At 64.6% G+C, this 16,325-nt stretch carries 14 protein-coding genes; 8 read left to right on the top strand and 6 right to left on the bottom strand.

Annotated elements, in window-relative coordinates; all coding sequences use genetic code 11:
- Nucleotides 1-11: 11 nt before the first annotated feature.
- The 7 genes from AC1C2N_RS04705 (at nucleotide 12) to AC1C2N_RS04675 (ending at nucleotide 4,129) form a co-directional block, all read left to right on the top strand.
- The gene (locus AC1C2N_RS04705) at nucleotides 12-506 is read left to right on the top strand and encodes a WapI family immunity protein (protein WP_495433045.1); all 495 of its coding nucleotides are present in this window, start codon (nucleotides 12-14) and stop codon (nucleotides 504-506) included.
- A gap of 95 nt (nucleotides 507-601) precedes the next feature.
- Entirely contained in the window at nucleotides 602-1,408 is an 807-nt protein-coding gene (locus AC1C2N_RS04700; RefSeq protein ID WP_495433044.1) for an alpha/beta fold hydrolase, read from the top strand.
- A 422-nt stretch (nucleotides 1,409-1,830) separates the two neighbouring features.
- On the top strand, nucleotides 1,831-2,592 hold the full coding sequence (locus AC1C2N_RS04695; RefSeq protein ID WP_495433043.1) for an SDR family oxidoreductase: 762 nt from the start codon (nucleotides 1,831-1,833) through the stop codon (nucleotides 2,590-2,592).
- A 100-nt stretch (nucleotides 2,593-2,692) separates the two neighbouring features.
- Nucleotides 2,693-3,106 carry a hypothetical protein gene (locus AC1C2N_RS04690; RefSeq protein WP_495433042.1) on the top strand — a complete coding sequence of 138 codons (414 nt, stop codon included), beginning with the start codon at nucleotides 2,693-2,695 and terminating at the stop codon, nucleotides 3,104-3,106.
- Entirely contained in the window at nucleotides 3,103-3,246 is a 144-nt protein-coding gene (locus tag AC1C2N_RS04685) for a hypothetical protein (protein WP_495433040.1), read from the top strand. The genes AC1C2N_RS04690 and AC1C2N_RS04685 overlap by 4 nt, the downstream gene beginning before the upstream one ends.
- A 56-nt stretch (nucleotides 3,247-3,302) precedes the next feature.
- Entirely contained in the window at nucleotides 3,303-3,806 is a 504-nt protein-coding gene (locus tag AC1C2N_RS04680; protein WP_495433039.1) for a hypothetical protein, read from the top strand.
- A complete protein-coding gene (locus AC1C2N_RS04675; protein WP_483405846.1) occupies nucleotides 3,803-4,129 on the top strand; it encodes a transcriptional regulator in 327 nt (108 codons plus the stop codon). Before AC1C2N_RS04680 ends, AC1C2N_RS04675 begins: the two co-directional genes overlap by 4 nt.
- Before the next feature lie 12 nt (nucleotides 4,130-4,141).
- Here the strand turns inward: AC1C2N_RS04675 and AC1C2N_RS04670 are convergent, their stop codons facing one another.
- The 4 genes from AC1C2N_RS04670 to AC1C2N_RS04655 form a co-directional block, all read right to left on the bottom strand.
- Complete coding sequence (locus AC1C2N_RS04670) at nucleotides 4,142-4,702, bottom strand: dihydrofolate reductase family protein (protein ID WP_495433038.1); 561 nt, start codon at nucleotides 4,700-4,702, stop codon at nucleotides 4,142-4,144.
- Between the two features lie 101 nt (nucleotides 4,703-4,803).
- Nucleotides 4,804-5,649 (bottom strand): alpha/beta fold hydrolase, encoded by an 846-nt coding sequence (locus AC1C2N_RS04665; RefSeq protein ID WP_495433037.1) that lies wholly within the window; start codon nucleotides 5,647-5,649, stop codon nucleotides 4,804-4,806.
- 118 nt (nucleotides 5,650-5,767) lie between these two features.
- Nucleotides 5,768-8,755 carry an LAVTG motif-containing sortase-dependent surface protein gene (locus tag AC1C2N_RS04660; RefSeq protein ID WP_495433036.1) on the bottom strand — a complete coding sequence of 996 codons (2,988 nt, stop codon included), beginning with the start codon at nucleotides 8,753-8,755 and terminating at the stop codon, nucleotides 5,768-5,770.
- Between the two features lie 174 nt (nucleotides 8,756-8,929).
- Nucleotides 8,930-11,146 (bottom strand): glycoside hydrolase family 3 C-terminal domain-containing protein, encoded by a 2,217-nt coding sequence (locus tag AC1C2N_RS04655; RefSeq protein ID WP_495433035.1) that lies wholly within the window; start codon nucleotides 11,144-11,146, stop codon nucleotides 8,930-8,932.
- 160 nt (nucleotides 11,147-11,306) lie between these two features.
- Between AC1C2N_RS04655 and AC1C2N_RS04650 the strand changes: the two genes are divergently transcribed.
- Nucleotides 11,307-12,641: an MFS transporter gene (locus AC1C2N_RS04650; protein ID WP_495433034.1), complete on the top strand. Its 1,335-nt coding sequence runs from the start codon at nucleotides 11,307-11,309 to the stop codon at nucleotides 12,639-12,641.
- A gap of 100 nt (nucleotides 12,642-12,741) precedes the next feature.
- Here AC1C2N_RS04650 and pheT read toward each other — a convergent pair whose 3' ends face one another.
- Together pheT and pheS are read right to left on the bottom strand one after the other, a co-directional pair.
- Nucleotides 12,742-15,267 (bottom strand): phenylalanine--tRNA ligase subunit beta, encoded by a 2,526-nt coding sequence (gene pheT, locus AC1C2N_RS04645; RefSeq protein WP_495433033.1) that lies wholly within the window; start codon nucleotides 15,265-15,267, stop codon nucleotides 12,742-12,744.
- Between the two features lies 1 nt (nucleotide 15,268).
- Complete coding sequence (gene pheS / locus AC1C2N_RS04640; RefSeq protein WP_483405836.1) at nucleotides 15,269-16,309, bottom strand: phenylalanine--tRNA ligase subunit alpha; 1,041 nt, start codon at nucleotides 16,307-16,309, stop codon at nucleotides 15,269-15,271.
- Nucleotides 16,310-16,325 lie beyond the last annotated feature (16 nt).

The raw sequence follows: 16,325 nt of genomic DNA, 5'->3' as shown, positions 1-16,325 counted from the left end.
ATGATCGTGAAATGGAACTCAAGGACCTTTGTGGCGTACCGCGTGTCGTGCTTCGTCCGGTGGATTACGAGTTCGCATCGGCGACGGGAGATGCTTGGGATGACAACTGGCTTGTCATCGCCGGTGAGGTTACCGCCGATGAACAGAAGTGGTTCTTTCGGCATCCCTCCTTGGTTGTCGATGAAGCAACAGAGATCGCCGAGTGGTTTGAGCGGGTGGCGAATCGGCTTGAAACGCCCACCGCTTTACGCAAGGACGGCGGCATTGACCCGTCCCTTGCTTTCACAGAGCCGAACCTCGCCTTCAGCGTCCAAAGCTACGGCGAGGACACGGTCGTCGTTCGAATTCATTTCGCACTGGAGGCATTGCCTCCGGATCAACGCAGACCGGCAGCCGACTACAGCGCAGAGCTCACGTCGTGGGTCGAAATGAAGATCCTTCTTACAGACGCTGCCAGGGCGGCTGCGACCTGGAGGGAAGAGTATGCATTCTTGCCGCGGCGATGAGAGTCCAGGCGCCCGGCTCAGTACGTGCCTTGTGGCTGTTGGCCCATCAACAAACGCAGCGCCAATTTCGCCGACGACGCCAACGAGGAGAACCGATGAATGAGACCGACACACTCCACGAACTCACCGAAGTGACTGTCGACTCTGGCCACGGAGTTCTTACCGCAGTTGCTCGACGAGGAAACGGCATCCCGATTGTTCTCGTCCACGGCGTTATGGCAGACGCTGCTGCATGGATGCCGGTCGTTGAACGGATCGCACCCGGGCGCCCTGCCCTGATAGTCAACCGGCGCGGACGCACACCCAGCGCCCCACTTGCCCCGGACTATGGCGTCGAGAGGGAGGTCGAGGACTTGCTTCTGTGGCTCTCAACACTTGACGGCCCGGTCGACGTGATCGGCCACAGCTTCGGCGGCCTCATCGCGGTCGAAGCGGTGCGGCGAGGCGCCGATATTCGCTCCCTTGTGCTGTACGAGCCAGTCGTTCGGCCCTTTGGTACCGAAGTTCTTTCACTCCTGTCTTCGGCCATTACCGCTGGTGATTTTGATGCCGCCGTTGAGATCATCAATGTCGATCTCTCCGGCTACAGCCGAGAGCACGTCGCGTCGTTGCGGTCCGGCCCTGCATGGCCGCGGCTGAGAGAACTTGCCGCGCCTGCCTGGGCCGAGTTAGACGCGATCACGAGACATGAATTCACATCTCTCGCCGGCTGGACGGTGCCGACAACGCTGGTTGCGGGCGAAACCAGCAGACATCGCCACCCTTATGGGCCTGGCGTTGACTTCTATCAAGAGGCTCTGGGACTCCAGTCTGTCGTGATCTTGAAGGGGCACGATCACATCGCGCATGTGACCGCCCCGCACGAGCTGGCGCGAACAGTTGAAGAAGGAATTGCGCTCTGAGATTCAGACCTAGTCTGGGCGAACCCCATGAATGCTTGTCGCCGGACGACGTGCACCGTTAGGCTGCGCTAGCTGTACTGCTCAGGAACTTTGGTTGAACCGGTGTGACTGAAATTGGGGACGTCATGTTGTGGGTCGCAATCGTGGGCCTTGCGATAGTCGGACTAGCGACGGGCGCAGTGTCACGTCGTGCTTCGATTGATCGCAAGGTGAGAGACCTACAAGGAAGCGATCCCGAAATCGCTCAGGCGCTACGAGATGCTCAACGAGACATTGACCAGGGACGCTTCTACGGAAAGCTCTGACGCTGCTACTTCGCACAGTCGACTCCTCGCGCTGGGCGGTGAGCTGCTGTCCGCTGGTAGAGACGCGCGCAAGCGTTTCTGGGCGGGTGACCTTCGACTTCGGTGCATACTTGCGGGATGCACACAGAACCCGGGTCACGCGGCGTCGCAGTCATTACTGGCGGGAGCCGTGGAATCGGATCCGCCACCGCGATCGCCGCGGCACGCGCCGGCTGGTCAGTGCTCGTCACTTTTCAGAGTGATGAGCAAGCAGCGGGCAAAGTTGTCGAGACGATTCGAACCGCAGGCGGGCTCGCATCCTCCATCCGCGCAGACATGGCGGACGAAAATGACATAGCGGCGATCTTCGAGGCCGCAGACAAGCTCGGCACCGTTACGGCGTTCGTCGCTAACGCCGGAATCGCCGCCACTCAGTCGAGAGTGGATGAGCTCACCGCTTCACGCGTCGCAGAAATACTCGCGGTCAACGTGGCGGGGCCTCTGCTTGCTTGTGGACATGCGGTGCGACGGATGTCCACACTCCGCGGGGGCGCGGGTGGAGGCATCGTTCTGGTCTCTTCAGCGGCGAGTCGGCTTGGGGCGCCAGGCGAGTACGTGGATTACGCCGCATCAAAGGGCGCGATCGACACTCTCGGCGTTGGCCTCGCTCGTGAAGTTGCCGCTGAAGGCATCCGCGTGAACGTCGTTCGACCTGGAGTCATCGACACGGAACTGCACGGTCGGAACGGTCGTCCTGATCGAGCAAAGGACCTGGCGCACACCATCCCGATGCAGCGACCCGGCGATCCGGTGGAAGTCGCAGCGGCGATCGTTTGGCTGCTCAGTGACGATGCCAGCTACACCATGGGGAGCATTCTGGACGTGGCGGGAGGACGCTAGAGTTCCGACGCCCACCGGCGGCGCTGCCCACGCTCGCACAGCCCGCCTCGATGACGTAACGATCTGTAGCTCGGGACGAGACCCCGTCGATAATGGGCGTGTGATCACTTTGCGCGCTGGCTCCGTCAGCCTGGGAGCCCTACTCGCCGTGTGCTTGTTGACCGGTTGCGGAGGGAACGATGTCGCACAGGACGTGCGACCGGGCGTTCCGGACGGCTTCGACGTCGACCCAACGGACACCACAATCGCCGCGACCTGGCTCGAACGCGGCGAAACGTTTGCCATCGTTACCTGGGGCAGTTCAACGTGTCCGCCCGCCGCATCCGCCCTTACCGCTGAGGGCACGGATCGGATCGCCGTAACGTTTGCGCCGTCGCCGAACGAAGTCTGCACCGCTGATATCGCGCCGACAACTCATGAGTTCGAACTGCCAGACGAGGTAACACGCACCACAGTCACAATCGATGTCAGCTACGAGGATTCGGACGAGACCCGCACGCTCACCCTCGAGTGACTCTCGTCGATACCGCTGTCCCAGCAGAACACCTCGTTCGGCTCTATGGTTCGTGGGGGTTCACGCCGGTCGACACCATCCATTGGCCAGGGAAGACCTACGACAGCGTCGTCATGGCACCGCCCCTTGTGACGGGATAGCGCGGAAAAGAATAAGTCTCTTTCCAAGTGCGCAAGTAACCTATAGAGTTGCCCACATGGAAAATCACTTCACGGGCGATGACTCAGCTGGTCGAGTCCCCGCCCCCTCCCCGTCACAAGCGCGCGATGTTCTCTCCGCACTCGAGGCAGATGGTTCGCGGCTCGCGCAACAGGTTGTGACTCCGTGGTGGTACCACGTGGTGCTGGGAGGCATCGTGGCCCTGTTTGTCGCCTCGCAGGCGCTTCCGCCAGCAGCGGCGAGCGCCGTGGTCGTGCTCGGAATTGTCGCACTCCCTGTGCTCACCACGACATACACCCGGCGCTACGGCGTCTCGCTCAGCCAACCCGCCGGCCCACGCAGCAAACGCCTCCTCATCGTCACGTTCAGCGTTCTGGTGCTGGCGATGATCGGCGGGTTGATGATCAAGCTTGGCGGGCTCGCCCAAGGGTGGGTATTGGTGCCGGCCGCACTTGCCTTCGTTGCCACTGTCGTGCTCGGCCGCCGTTACGACGATGCGCTCCGCAGCGAGATTGCTGGCAGGGACAGTAGAGACGCATGACGGCTCCTACTCCCCCAGCCTTCAACGACGTGATCCATTCGCCGGTACGTTTGCGCATCTGCGCGTTGATGCGGCGTACCACCGAGCTGGAGTTTGCCGTGATCCGCGACACACTCGAACTGAACGATGCCAACCTGTCGAAAAACCTCAAGGTGCTCAGCGAAGCGGGACTCATCTCGGTGCGCAAGGAGAGCTCACCCGAGAGAACCGACTCGCGGCGGCTGACCTGGGTGTCACTGACCGCCAACGGACGCGGCGCTCTCGAAGGCCACCTCGCCGCACTTGCCCAGATCGCAGACAGTACACCCGCCGTCGATGACTGACCTCCTCCGCGGTTATCGCGTCACGCGATACCGGGCGTAGATAACTCCTGATGAGAACGTCCGCGTCTCGACGAGTTCGAGATCCGCGCGCCTCTCCTCGTGCGGGAAGAACGGGATGCCGCCGCCCAGCACCACCGGAGAGATCCTGACGCGATATTCATCGATCAGGCCCAGCTCGGCTGCGGCCGCGGCGAGAGTCGGGCCGCCGATCGCAATCTCGCCATCGCCCTCGGCGCGCAGCCGCTCGATCTCCTCGGCCAGCCCGCCAGACGCCAGCCGGGTATTGCCCTGCACCTCCGTCAAGGTGGTGGAGAAGACCACCTTGGGCAGGGTCTTCCACAGTGCCGCCCACGTGAGGCTTGCGTCGTCGAGCGAGGAGTCCTGATCGGCGGTCTCCCAGTACACCATCGTCTCGTAGAGCCGTCGGCCCAGGAGATGAACGTCCACCCCGCGGATCTCGTCGATGACGAAGCTGAAAACTTCGTCATCGGGAGCGCCCCAGTCGAGGTCGCCGTCCGGGTCCACGACATAGCCGTCGAGCGACACCCCCATCGAATACGTCACAGTGCGCATCAGAAGACCTCCTCGGCAACGGATCCATCGTAAGAACGAACGACAACCGAGGCTAGTGGCGCGCTGGGGTTGTCGGCGAAGGTCGATCCGGGCGCATCAGATCATGGCAACACGTCGGCGATGATCTGGCGGGCAACGACCCCCGGCGCGTTCTCGGGCAGCCAGTGGTTCTCCTCCACCTCCAGAAACCGGTACCTGGCCCGCACGAACGACCCGCTGAGTTCGGCAGCGCGACGTCCAAGGGCCTGATCGCCGTTACCCCAGACATACGTGGTCGGCACCGTCACTGCCCGGGCGCGCGGTGCGTCCCGGTCCGGTAGCCACATTCCCCGGTACCAGTTGAGCCCTCCGGCGAGCCGCCCCCGCTTCGACATGAACCTTCCATATTCATCCGCAGAAGAGGGGTTCAGCCCCATCCGTCGCAGCAGCGCGGCAAGGCGTCCGCGCAGCAGAGCCTCGGGCAAAACGGGCAGTTGGAATACGAGAATGTAGAAGGACCGTAACAACTGGGCGGATGTCACAAGCGAACGAACCAGCGCGGCCGGATGCGGTGTCGACAGAACAGTGAGGCCGGTGAGCCGCTCCGGCGCCGCCGCTCCCAGTTGCCAGGCGATCGCACCACCCCAGTCGTGCCCAACGAGCTGGACGCGCTCGACTCCAGCGGCGTCCAGTAACGCGAGCACATCGCGCTGGAGCTCTGCGGCGCGGTAGTCCCGCCGTCGCAGCGGACGAGCGCCGTCCGAGTACCCGCGCTGGTCCGGGGCCAGCGTCCGGAGCCCAGCCGCGTTCAGGATCGGCACGACGCCGTCAAACGAGTGCCGGTTGGCTGGGAACCCGTGCAACAGCACGACGGTTGGCCCGTCCAGCGGGCCGCTGTCGGCCACGTCGAAGGTGAGGCCGTCCCTGGAGTACGTGCTGATGCGCTTCGCGGTGTTGGGATCGGTCATGCCATCATCTTCGCTGAATTCGTCCACCGGATGCAGGGGGTGAAGTGTTCACCTTTTGACCCCGAGCGCGAAAGAACGCCGGTGCGCACCACTGGGCGCACCGGCGTTCATCGTTCCGCTACTCGGCGACCCTGCGGCGGCGGACCATCAGTGCTGCACCGAGTCCGAGGAGTACAACGGCGACCGTCACCCAACTCAGAACCGACGCGCCGGTGTGGGCCAGGTCGTCGTCGGTGCCTGCAGAGGTACCCGCCTCGTCGGTCGGTTGTTCGACCACGGGACCGTCCACGACCGGGATCGCCGCGCCGGGTTCACCGACGGTCGGCTCTTCACCGCTCGGCGGAATAACCGCTGCCGGATCGAGAACCTCGAACGCAGCCGCCTGCGAATAGCCCGAGCCGAAACCGGTGGCCACGAACTCGTGGGCGCCAACCTCCGCGCCAGCGGGAATCGCGACCTCGAACGACACTGAACCGTCAGGGCTGACAACCGAGCCAACTGTCACCGGTTCCGAGTGGAACACCAGGTCCACCGTCTCCCCGGTACGGAACCCGTCACCGGTTACCGTGACTGTGGTGCCAGCGGGACCGGCAGCGGGCGAAACCTCGAGAGTCCCGAGCTCAGCGAGTGCCTCTTCACAGGCATCGCCCTGCACACCCACCTCTGGCAGAGACGCCCCAGCGACACCGTTGCGATCGACGACGCCGTCGTCTTCGCGCAGGACAATGGCCCCGAAAGCATCGCCAATAGTCGCACCACCCTGCGTGTTCGACACGTTGGTGACGTACGACGCACTCGCTGCGGTGCTCGCCGCGCTGTCGCCCTCGATGGTGATCGTGACAGCCTTGCAGACCTCGCCGGGCGAGAATTCCACTTTTTGCATCGCTGTCCCGACGCGTCCGACACCCGAGCCCAGCGCCGTGAAGTACATCGTCGACGCGGTCTCGGCAGGCTTCGACAACACGACCGGCACGCTCACCGATCCGATGCCATTTCCTTCATCAACGGTCACCTCCGGCACCGACGCGACCGGACGGGTCGAGAGTTCAACGCTTCCAACGCCGGGTGCGGCCAGGAAAGCGAGGTCGGAGAGCAGAACTCCCCCGTCGGCCCGTGCACCGGTGAAGCGAACTTCCCGAACATCAGCGAGATCGACCCCGTCGAATGCCACCACCGGAACCGCGATCTGCTGCAGCAGTGCCTTACGGAGAGGGTTTGTCGAGCCGGGAAGCACGGTAAGCGCGTCTCCGAATTCGGATGCCGTCACCGACGCGGAGCCTCCGGAACCATCGAGAAGAGTGACCGTGACCTCCGTCGAACCAGTCACCGTGTCATCCGGACTCACCCGGAACGACAGATTTTCGTACGCGGAGGCATCCACGGAGCCACCAGGCACCCGCACGCGAAGCTCGCCAGCGGCATCCGATTCTCGAACTGGTTCTGTGTACGAGAAGTGCATCGCCGTCGTGGACGGAACCGAGTTGGCCTTGCCGTTCGAACCGGTGGTGCTCCAGTCCGGCGCCTGGGCGAACTCAAGCCTGGTGATGCAGTACGGAAGCACGCCAGGAACATCCACCGGGCTGAGGCTCTCGCAGACGGCGTACGTGCCCGCACCCGTCACCCGCACCGTTGTGTCGGGAGCTGTGAAGTTGTTGATGTCGAAACGCGCCGACGAGGGGAGAGTTGCGCTCACTCGAACATCGGCACGGCCAGCCGACAGCGGCTTCGCGTCGCTACCGTCAAACATCGGGAGGAACTGCTCGTCACCACCGCCGGTCAGACGGAAGAACGCAGCGATGTACGCGTTGCCGAATGCGTATTGCTCGTCGGCGTTCAACCGGGTCGGAGCGCTCGCGCCACAGGTCGGGTCGGTCTGGTTCCTGTCCATGATCGCCCAGTCGTCACTTGTCGCGACGGGGTACTTGCCCGGGGTCCATGCCGTGTTGAAGTAGTTGTGATTCGTTCCCATCACGAGAACAGACGAACGGAGCACGTCATCGCCATAGGCGTGACGAGAGTCGTCGATGTACTTCTGGCCCATCTGGTCTTCGACGTCGCCGTCACAGTAGGGCAGGATCGTGGCGGTCGGGATGCCGGGAACGGTGATCCGGGTGTAGTCCGTCGGGGCAAGGGGCAGCACACCGGTGATGCCGAACGGCTGCTCGAGTTCTGCGTTGAGCACAGCTGCACGCATCACGCCCTCACCACCGCGGGAGTGGCCCATCAGGCCAACATTGTCGAGGTCGAGCTGACCGGCAAGCGCAGCGCTGAGGCCGACGTCTGTGCCCGCGTTCGCCTGGCGCAGGAGTGAAAGGTGGTCGAGGACCAGCTGTCCGCGGGCTGCCGCACCGGTGTCATCCGCGAGGGAGCCGTCGAGTGCGTTGATGGCGTTCGCCGAAATCGAGACGACAGCGTAGCCCTGGCTGGCGAGAATGGCGGCCGCGTCGTTGTAGCCGAGGTAGCTTTCGACATCGACCTGGTCGGGGTTGCACGGCCACGCAAGCGGGTTGCGGGCCCCGCCGACACAGGAGGTGTGGCGCCCGTGAAGGAACACGACGACCGGGCGCTCGCCCGTTACGCCGGTCGGCATGAACACAGCCGCACGCATCTCGCCCTTCCGGTCAAAGTCCCGAATCTCGACTGCCTCGTCTCCGAGGTCGTAGTCGTAGCGTGCGACGGCATACGGGCCGACTGCCGCTGGGTCATCGGCGAGGACAGCAACGTCGCGGGCCGGTGGTTCGACAGCGCGCAGCCGCGAGCGCTTCTCGGGGATGTCGACGGTCGGGTCGCCGGCCCCGCTCCAGCCCTGGCTGATATCAGAGGCGGTGGTCACCATCGGGTCCGAGGTCGTGACGGTGAGCGTAAGGCCGTCGAGCGACTCGGTCGCGATACCGAGTTCGATTCCGTCAGCCCACAGGGTGGCGGCATCCGCCCGGATCTCGAGGGGTACTGACAGAGTTTTATCGACCTGATAGCCACCGGGAACCGTGGTTACGGACCAGTCGTCGCCCTGGGCGATGACCGGAGATGTCGCTGTGACGGCGAAGGCGGGTGGGGAAATGAATACGGGGGTTGCTGCAAGGCAGAGAGCGGTGGCTATTGCCACACTTCTCCACGGGCGCGCTGATCTGGGCAAGCTGCTCCTGTGTGAATGGGACGGGGTTGCGCACCTCGCCGGTCCGTTCACTCGACGTACAACTGTCGGTCCAACAAGGAGCGCTGCAAACCTATCGGCGCGAATCGGCCGAAACCGGCCAGGAAATCAGACCGAAACAGACTCTTAACCGCGGTGCTCTTTTCGTGACGCCGCGTCGTCGATGATGACCTCCATGTCCCGGCGAGGCAGCGGAAAACCGTCGAGTCGTCCAACGGGGAAATTGCCCAGCAGCTGGACCAGCTCGGGCGGGACCCCTCCCGGACGAGACTCAAGCGCTTCCGTCAGCATGGGGCCAGCCACGGGGTGTGCCAGGACCTCCTCGAACGACGACTCGAGCGAGAGCGGGAGTACGACGTCGTCGCCGTCGAGCTCGAGCGCGGTAGTTGTGCGGATATCGCGGCTCGAGGCGCCGACCTCGATACCGTACGAACCGCGCTCGACAACCCAGCGGTCGATTCGGACGTCCCAGTAGGCCAGCTCGTCGCGACGCACGACGACAACGGCCTCGGCCGTCTCCCCCGGCTCAAGGGACACCACAGCAAAGCCCTTCAGCTCGCGTGGCGGCCGCTGGACCGTCGATGAGGGCAGCGAGGTGTAAACCTGAACGACTTCCCGACCGGCCACCGACCCGGTGTTCGTCACCGACACGGTGACCACGATGTCGCCGTCGGCGCCCACGGTCGCGGACACATCGCCGTACTCGAAGCGCGTGTACGACAGACCATGACCGAAGGGGAACGCCACATCTGCTCGTGCGTCGTCGTACCACCGATACCCCACCAGGAGGCCCTCGCCGTAGCGCACGTGCCCGTGCTCACCGGGAAAGTTACCGAAGGAGGGGGTGTCCTCCAGCCGCAGAGGGATCGTCTCGGTGAGTTTGCCGGAGGGATTGACGGTGCCGAATAAGACATCAGCCGTCGCAGACCCAGTGGCCTGGCCGAGCAGCCATCCCTCCAGAATCGCCGGCACGGAACCGGCGAACGGCAGCGTGACCGCTCCGCCGTTGGAAAGCACCACGACGGTGTTTCGATTGGCTGCAGCAACAGCGTCGATGAGGCGCAGCTGATCGGTGGGGAGCTCCATGTGCTTGCGATCGAACCCCTCTGACTCTTCATCCGCCGGTACCCCGAGGAAGACAACGGCGACGTCGCATTCGGATGCCGCCGCGACGGCATCCGTTCGAAGCGCGTCGGTGTCCCCACTGCCGTCGAGCGTGAAACCGGGAGCGAACACCACGTCGGCGGCCGCTTCGGCGCGGATCGCATCCAGCGCGTTGTCGAGACGGGTTGGGTTGATCTGCGATGATCCCGCGCCCTGATACCGGGGCGTCCGCGCGAACTCACCGATCACCGCGATCCTGGCGTCGCGCGCCAGCGGCAGCATTTCATCGTCATTCTTCAGCAGAACCAGGCACCTGCCGGCAACCTCACGTGCGAGCGCGTGGTGGGCGTCGATGTCCAGCGGACCAGGCGCGGCCGGACGCGCCTGCGCCTTGCGCACCAGATTCACGACCCGACGGGCAACCCGATCGAGTGTATCCTCGGTGAGCGAGCCGTTCCGCACCGCATCGACCACCTGCGCGTCGGTTCGACCGCCACTCGACGGCATCTCCAGGTCCAGACCCGCCGCGACACCCGCGACCCTGTCGTTCACGGCGCCCCAGTCAGACACGACGAGTCCCTCGAAGCCCCATTCGTCGCGCAACACAGTCGTCAGCAGCCAGGGATCTTCCGAGGTGTACACGCCGTTGATCCTGTTGTACGAGCACATGACGGTCCACGGCTGCGCGTCGCGCACCACCCGCTCGAAACCACGCAGGTAGATCTCGCGCAGCGGGCGAGGGTCGACGTCACTCGACACACGAAGCCGATCCGTTTCCTGGTTATTCGCGGCGAAGTGTTTGAGCGAAGCACCGACACCCTGCGACTGGATTCCACGAACGAGAGCGGATGCCATCACGCCGGAAACTATCGGATCTTCCGAAAAATACTCAAAGTTGCGGCCGCACAATGGGGAGCGTTTGATGTTGATGCCAGGGCCGAGAAGAACCGCGACGTCCTCAATGGCCGACTCCACACCGAGAGCCTCCCCGACGCGCTCGGCCGCGTCGACGTCCCAGGACGCGCCCAACCCCACCGCCGGCGGAAAGCAGGTGGCCGGTACGCTCGCCGCCAACCCCAGGTGATCGGTGTCACCGGCCTGTTTTCGGAGTCCGTGCGGGCCGTCGGTCAGCATGACCGAGGGGATGCCAGCTCGGTCAACTGCCTTGGTTCTCCAGAAGTCCGCTCCGCTGGTGAGAGATGCCTTTTCCTCGAGGGTGAGGTCAGAGAGGTCGTCCATGAAAGAGCCCTTCCGTCGGCCGAACCGGCAACGCTGCCGGTTCGGATCGGCACGGAGATCGTGCTTGCGATTCGCAACTCTATAGGGCTACATTTCCACAGACAAGGATCCGTGTCCTCCAGCGACCGGTTCCCCACCCAACCGGCCAAAGGGGGCAGGTATGTCGACATCGAGCGGGTCCGCAGCGGGCATGCCGTCGCGCATGACGACGGCGACAACGGTCGTACGGGAGCACCACTGGATACCTGAACCGACGGAGCCAGCCAAGAAAAGCTATGTGCTCTGGCTGCTCCTCGCGCAGCTGTTCTTCTTCATCGCACTTCTCGGCCCGGCGATCGTCGGAATCGGGATCAAAATCCAGTCGCTCGTGGCGGCGGGCGCAATCCCCGAGAACGGCGCAACCGGAGCGGCAGCCGTACTCGGTGGCTTCGGAGCGCTCTTCGCCACCGTTGCCAACGTGATCTTCGGACGCCTCTCCGACCGTACGACGAGCAAGCTGGGGCGCCGGCGAATCTGGGTCGTCGGCGGCACCGTCATCATGACCCTGGCCTTCGTCATCATGGCACTGGCACCGAGCCTGCTCATCGCGACTGTGGGCTGGTCGATCGCTCAGCTGGGTGCCAACATGACGCTGGCACCGTTCATTGCGACAATTGCCGACCAGGTGCCCAAGTTCCAGCGGGGCAAGATCGCCGCGGCGCTGGGCATCGCGCAGAACGTCGGTATCCTGGGTGGCACCTACGTCGCCGAGTGGTTCGCCGACCAGCTGATCATCATGTTTGTGGGACCGTCCGTTCTGGCGATCATCGTGATGGTCATCTTCGCTTTCGTCCTGCCAGACAAGGTGCTCCCGGTTCACCCACCGCGCGCATCGTTGCGCGACTGGGCCGAGACGTTCTGGGTCAGCCCGGCGAGGTACCCCGACTACGGACTGGCCTGGTGGTCGCGATTCCTCATCACCTTCGCGAGCTTCGGCTTCACCACCTTCCGGTTCTTCTACCTGCTCAACCACATCGGGGTCGAGGAAGAAGACGTCCCCGCCGTGATCTCGACCAGTGTGCTCATCTACACCGTCGCGCTCGTCGCTGTGAGCTATTTCGCGGGCTGGCTCTCCGACAAAATCGGCCGACGCAAGGTGTTCGTCTGGAGTTCGACCGCGCTCTTCGCCATCGGCACGTTCGCCCTGATCTTCGTGGATGACGTCGGTACGTTCTTCATTCTCGAGGCCATTCTGGGAGTCGCGTACGGCATGTACGTTGGCGTCGACCTCGCACTGGTTGTCGACGTGCTACCCAACCCTGATGACTCAGGGAAGGACCTCGGTGTGTTCAACATCGCCAACGCGCTTCCCCAGACGATTGCCCCGCTGATTGGCGGCATCCTCGTTTACGTCGGTGATCCGACCGGCAGCAACTATGGGTTGTGGTTCACCGTCTGTGCTGTCGCCGCGATCATTGGTGCTCTCGTGATTTTCCCGATAAAGAAAGTCAGATAGCGCTTCGCCGCGAACGCGAAAACACCCGTTCCGGTCGAGGACATCCGGCATGCCGGGTGATCTCGACCGGAACGGGTGTTCTCGGTGAAGCTGGGTCTACTTACTCCCGCAGCACAGCGCCGAAGCGCTCGGTGGCCAGCGCCGAACCGGCGAGCTTGGCCTCCGACGCCTCAGCAGCGGTCAGCGTGCGATCCCGGGCACGGAACCGCAGCGCGAAGGTGAGGCTCTTCGCGTCGTCGGCGACACCCTTTCCGCGGTAGTCGTCAACGAGGCGGATGTCTTCCAGCAGTTCCCCTGCACCCTCACGAACAGCGGCGAGCACGTCACCAGCGGGCACCGAGCGCGGCACAACGAGAGAGAGGTCCTGGGTGGCTGCGGGAAGCGTGCCGATCACGCCAGCCGCGATCTCGGCATCCGTCGATTCGAGGATCGCGTCGAGATCCAGCTCGGCGACGGCGACGACCCGCGGCAGGTCGGAGTCGAGGGCGAGCTGCGGAAGCAACTCCCCCGCGTACCCGACGACCCGATCACCAACACGAAGTTCGGCGGTGCGGCCCGGGTGAAGCGACTTGTGGCTGCCCTGGACGACGTCGATGGTCGCACCCGTCGCAAGACCGATCTGCGCGACAGCAGCGAGAGCATCCGCGATTCCGGAGGGAACAGCAGCAAGTCCTGGCTGCTTGGCGACGGCGTAACCGACGATGAGCACAGCGACGTGGCGCGGCTGCGGTGGGATTCCGGCGTTGAGTTCGGCAAGCTGCTCGTCGGTGGGACGCGCCATCCCGGACGGCAGTTCGGCCTGGCCGTACTGCACACCTGGCTCAGGCGTGAAGACCAGTCCGAGCTCGAAGATCGACACGTCGGTCAGCCCACGCGACAGGTTGCGCTTCGCCGCCGAGATCAGACCTGGCAGCAGGCTCGTGCGCAGGTACGGCGCACTGGCGTCGAGTGCGTTCGCGACCTTGATGGCCGGAACCGTGCCCTCGTCGGGCGACCCGAACTTGTCGTTGTCAGCGGCGCTGAGGAACGGGAACGCGAGGATCTCCGTCGAACCGGCGGCCGCGAGAACGTCGGCAACGTTGCGTCGAACACGCTGCGAACGGGTCAGACCGCGCCCCGGAGGAGCAACGGGCAACACCGACGGAATCCGGTCGTAGCCGACGATGCGCGCCACTTCTTCGGCGAGGTCGCTCTTGTCGGTGATGTCGGGGCGCCAGGTCGGCGCCGTCACTCGGAGGCCGCCGTCGGCGTCCTCGACGGTGGCGCCGATCTCGACGAGCGAGTCGCGGATCTCGTCGGCGGTGTACTCGATGCCGATGAGGCCCGAGATGTAGCCGTCAGGCAGCAGGATCGGTGTTGCGGATGCCGCTTCACCGACGATCGAACCGGTTGCGTCGGCCTCTCCCCCGGCCAGTTCGACCATGAGTTCGGCGACGCGCGACGCCGCCGCGACGGCGATCGCGGGGTCGACACCGCGCTCGAAGCGCTTGGACGCCTCGCTCGGCAGCTTGTGCCTGCGCGCCGTGCGCGCGATCGACACGGGGTCGAAGTTCGCCGCCTCGATGAGCACGTTGCGGGTGCTCTCGCCCATCTCTGTGGTCGCGCCACCCATGACGCCGGCGAGGCCGATCGGCCCCGAACCGTCGGTGATGAGCAGGTCCTCGGGGCTGAGCGTGCGCTCCTGGCCGTCGAGGGTCACGAGCTTCTCCCCCGGCTGCGCGCGCCGCACGGTGATGCCGTCGGTGAGCGCGTCGAGGTCGTAGCCATGAATCGGCTGGCCGAGTTCGAGCATCACGTAGTTGGTGATGTCGACGAGGAGCGAAATCGAACGGATGCCCGCAAGCCGCAGTCGCGACACCATCCACGGCGGCGTCGGACGGGAGGCATCCACGTTCCGCACGATGCGGGTCGCGAATACGCGCACACCGGGCTTGCCGTGGATCGGGGCCTGGTCGTCGATCGTGACCGGGAACCCGTCGGTTCCGGTCGGCTGGAAGTCCTCGCGCAGCGCGGGGTCGCGGAAGGCGGCACCGGTGGCGTGGGCGTATTCGCGGGCAACGCCGCGAAGGGAGAACGCGTAACCGCGGTCGGGTGTGACGTTGATCTCGACTGCCGCGTCGTCCAGACCGAGCAGCGCGATGGCATCCGTACCTGGCTCAGCGTCGACGCCGAGCGTCGACAGGCGCAGGATGCCGTCGTGCTCCTCACCGAGGCCGAGCTCTCGTGTCGAGGCGATCATGCCGTCGGAGACGTGGCCGTAAGTCTTGCGCGGGGTGATCGGGAACGGGCCGGGGAGAACCGCGCCGGGCAGGGTCACGACGACCTTGTCACCGACGAAGAAGTTGCCCGCGCCACAGACGATGCCGTGCACGTCGGGTCCGCCGTCGGCGGCGAGCTCGCCCTCGGGCGCAACGCGCACCTGGCACCAGCGGATGACCTTGCCGTTCTTCTGCGGCTCCTCGACGAACTCGAGCACCTCGCCGACGACGACGGGTCCCGTCACGTCGAAGGTGTGAACGTCTTCCTCTTCGAGGCCGACCTTCACGAGTGCAGCGTGCACGTCTTCCGTGGTCGATCCCGGTGCGAGATCGACGTATTCAGCGAGCCAACTGAGGGGCACCCGCATGCTAAACCACCATTCCAAACTGCTGTGAGAAGCGAATATCGCCCTCAACCATCTCCCGCATGTCCTGGACGTCGTTGCGCAGCATCAGGCCACGCTCGACTCCCATGCCGAAGGCGAAACCTGAATATTCGTCCGGGTCGATCCCGGCCGCGCGGAGCACGTTCGGGTTGATCATGCCGCAGCCACCCCACTCGATCCAGCGAGGGCCGTGCTTGAACGTCGGGTGCCAGAAGTCGAGCTCGGCGCTCGGCTCGGTGAACGGGAAGTAGCTCGGGCGCAGGCGGATCTTCGCCTCATCGCCGAAGATCGACTTCACGAAGTGGTCGAGCGTGCCCTTGAGGTGCGCCATGGTCAGACCCTTGTCGACGGCGAGGCCCTCGAACTGCATGAACACGGGCAGGTGAGTCGCGTCGAACTCGTCGGTGCGGTAGACGCGACCGGGCGCGAGCACGTAGACGGGAAGCTCACGAGTGAGCAGTGACCGCACCTGCACCGGCGAGGTGTGGGTGCGCAGCACGAGGTGTGACTCGGGCGGGTCGATGAAGAACGTGTCCTGCATCGCGCGCGCCGGGTGGTCGGCGTCGAAGTTGAGCGCGTCGAAGTTGAACCACTCGCTCTCGACCTCTGGGCCTTCGGCGATCTCCCAGCCCATTCCGGTGAAGATCTCGCTCACGCGGTCCTGGAGGAGGGTGAGCGGATGCCGTGCACCTGCGGTGTAGCGGCTGGCCAGCGCGGTCACGTCAACGGCCTCTGCGGCGAGCTGAGCCGCGTTCTCGGCTTCGACGATTTCCTGCTCGCGAGCGGCAAACGCCGCGTTCACGCGACCTCGTGCCTGGCCGACGAGTTTGCCGAGCGGGGCCTTCTGGTCGGGAGCGACGTTGCGCAGCTCACCGTTGAGCTTCGCCAGCGGCGAGGCCTCTCCGGTGTGCTCGGTACGTACGTGCTTGAGGGCTGCGGAATCGGCTGCGGCGGCAATTGCGGCGAGGGCTGATTCGACTGCCGCGTTCACGGCGGATTCGGTTATTACTTGCGAGTCGGACACGGTCCACAAGTCTACC

It is taken from the genome of Mycetocola sp. Y791 (genome assembly GCF_059445325.1).
The sequence above is the reverse complement of the archived record's forward strand: the minus strand, read 5'-3'. Positions and strand labels throughout refer to the sequence as shown.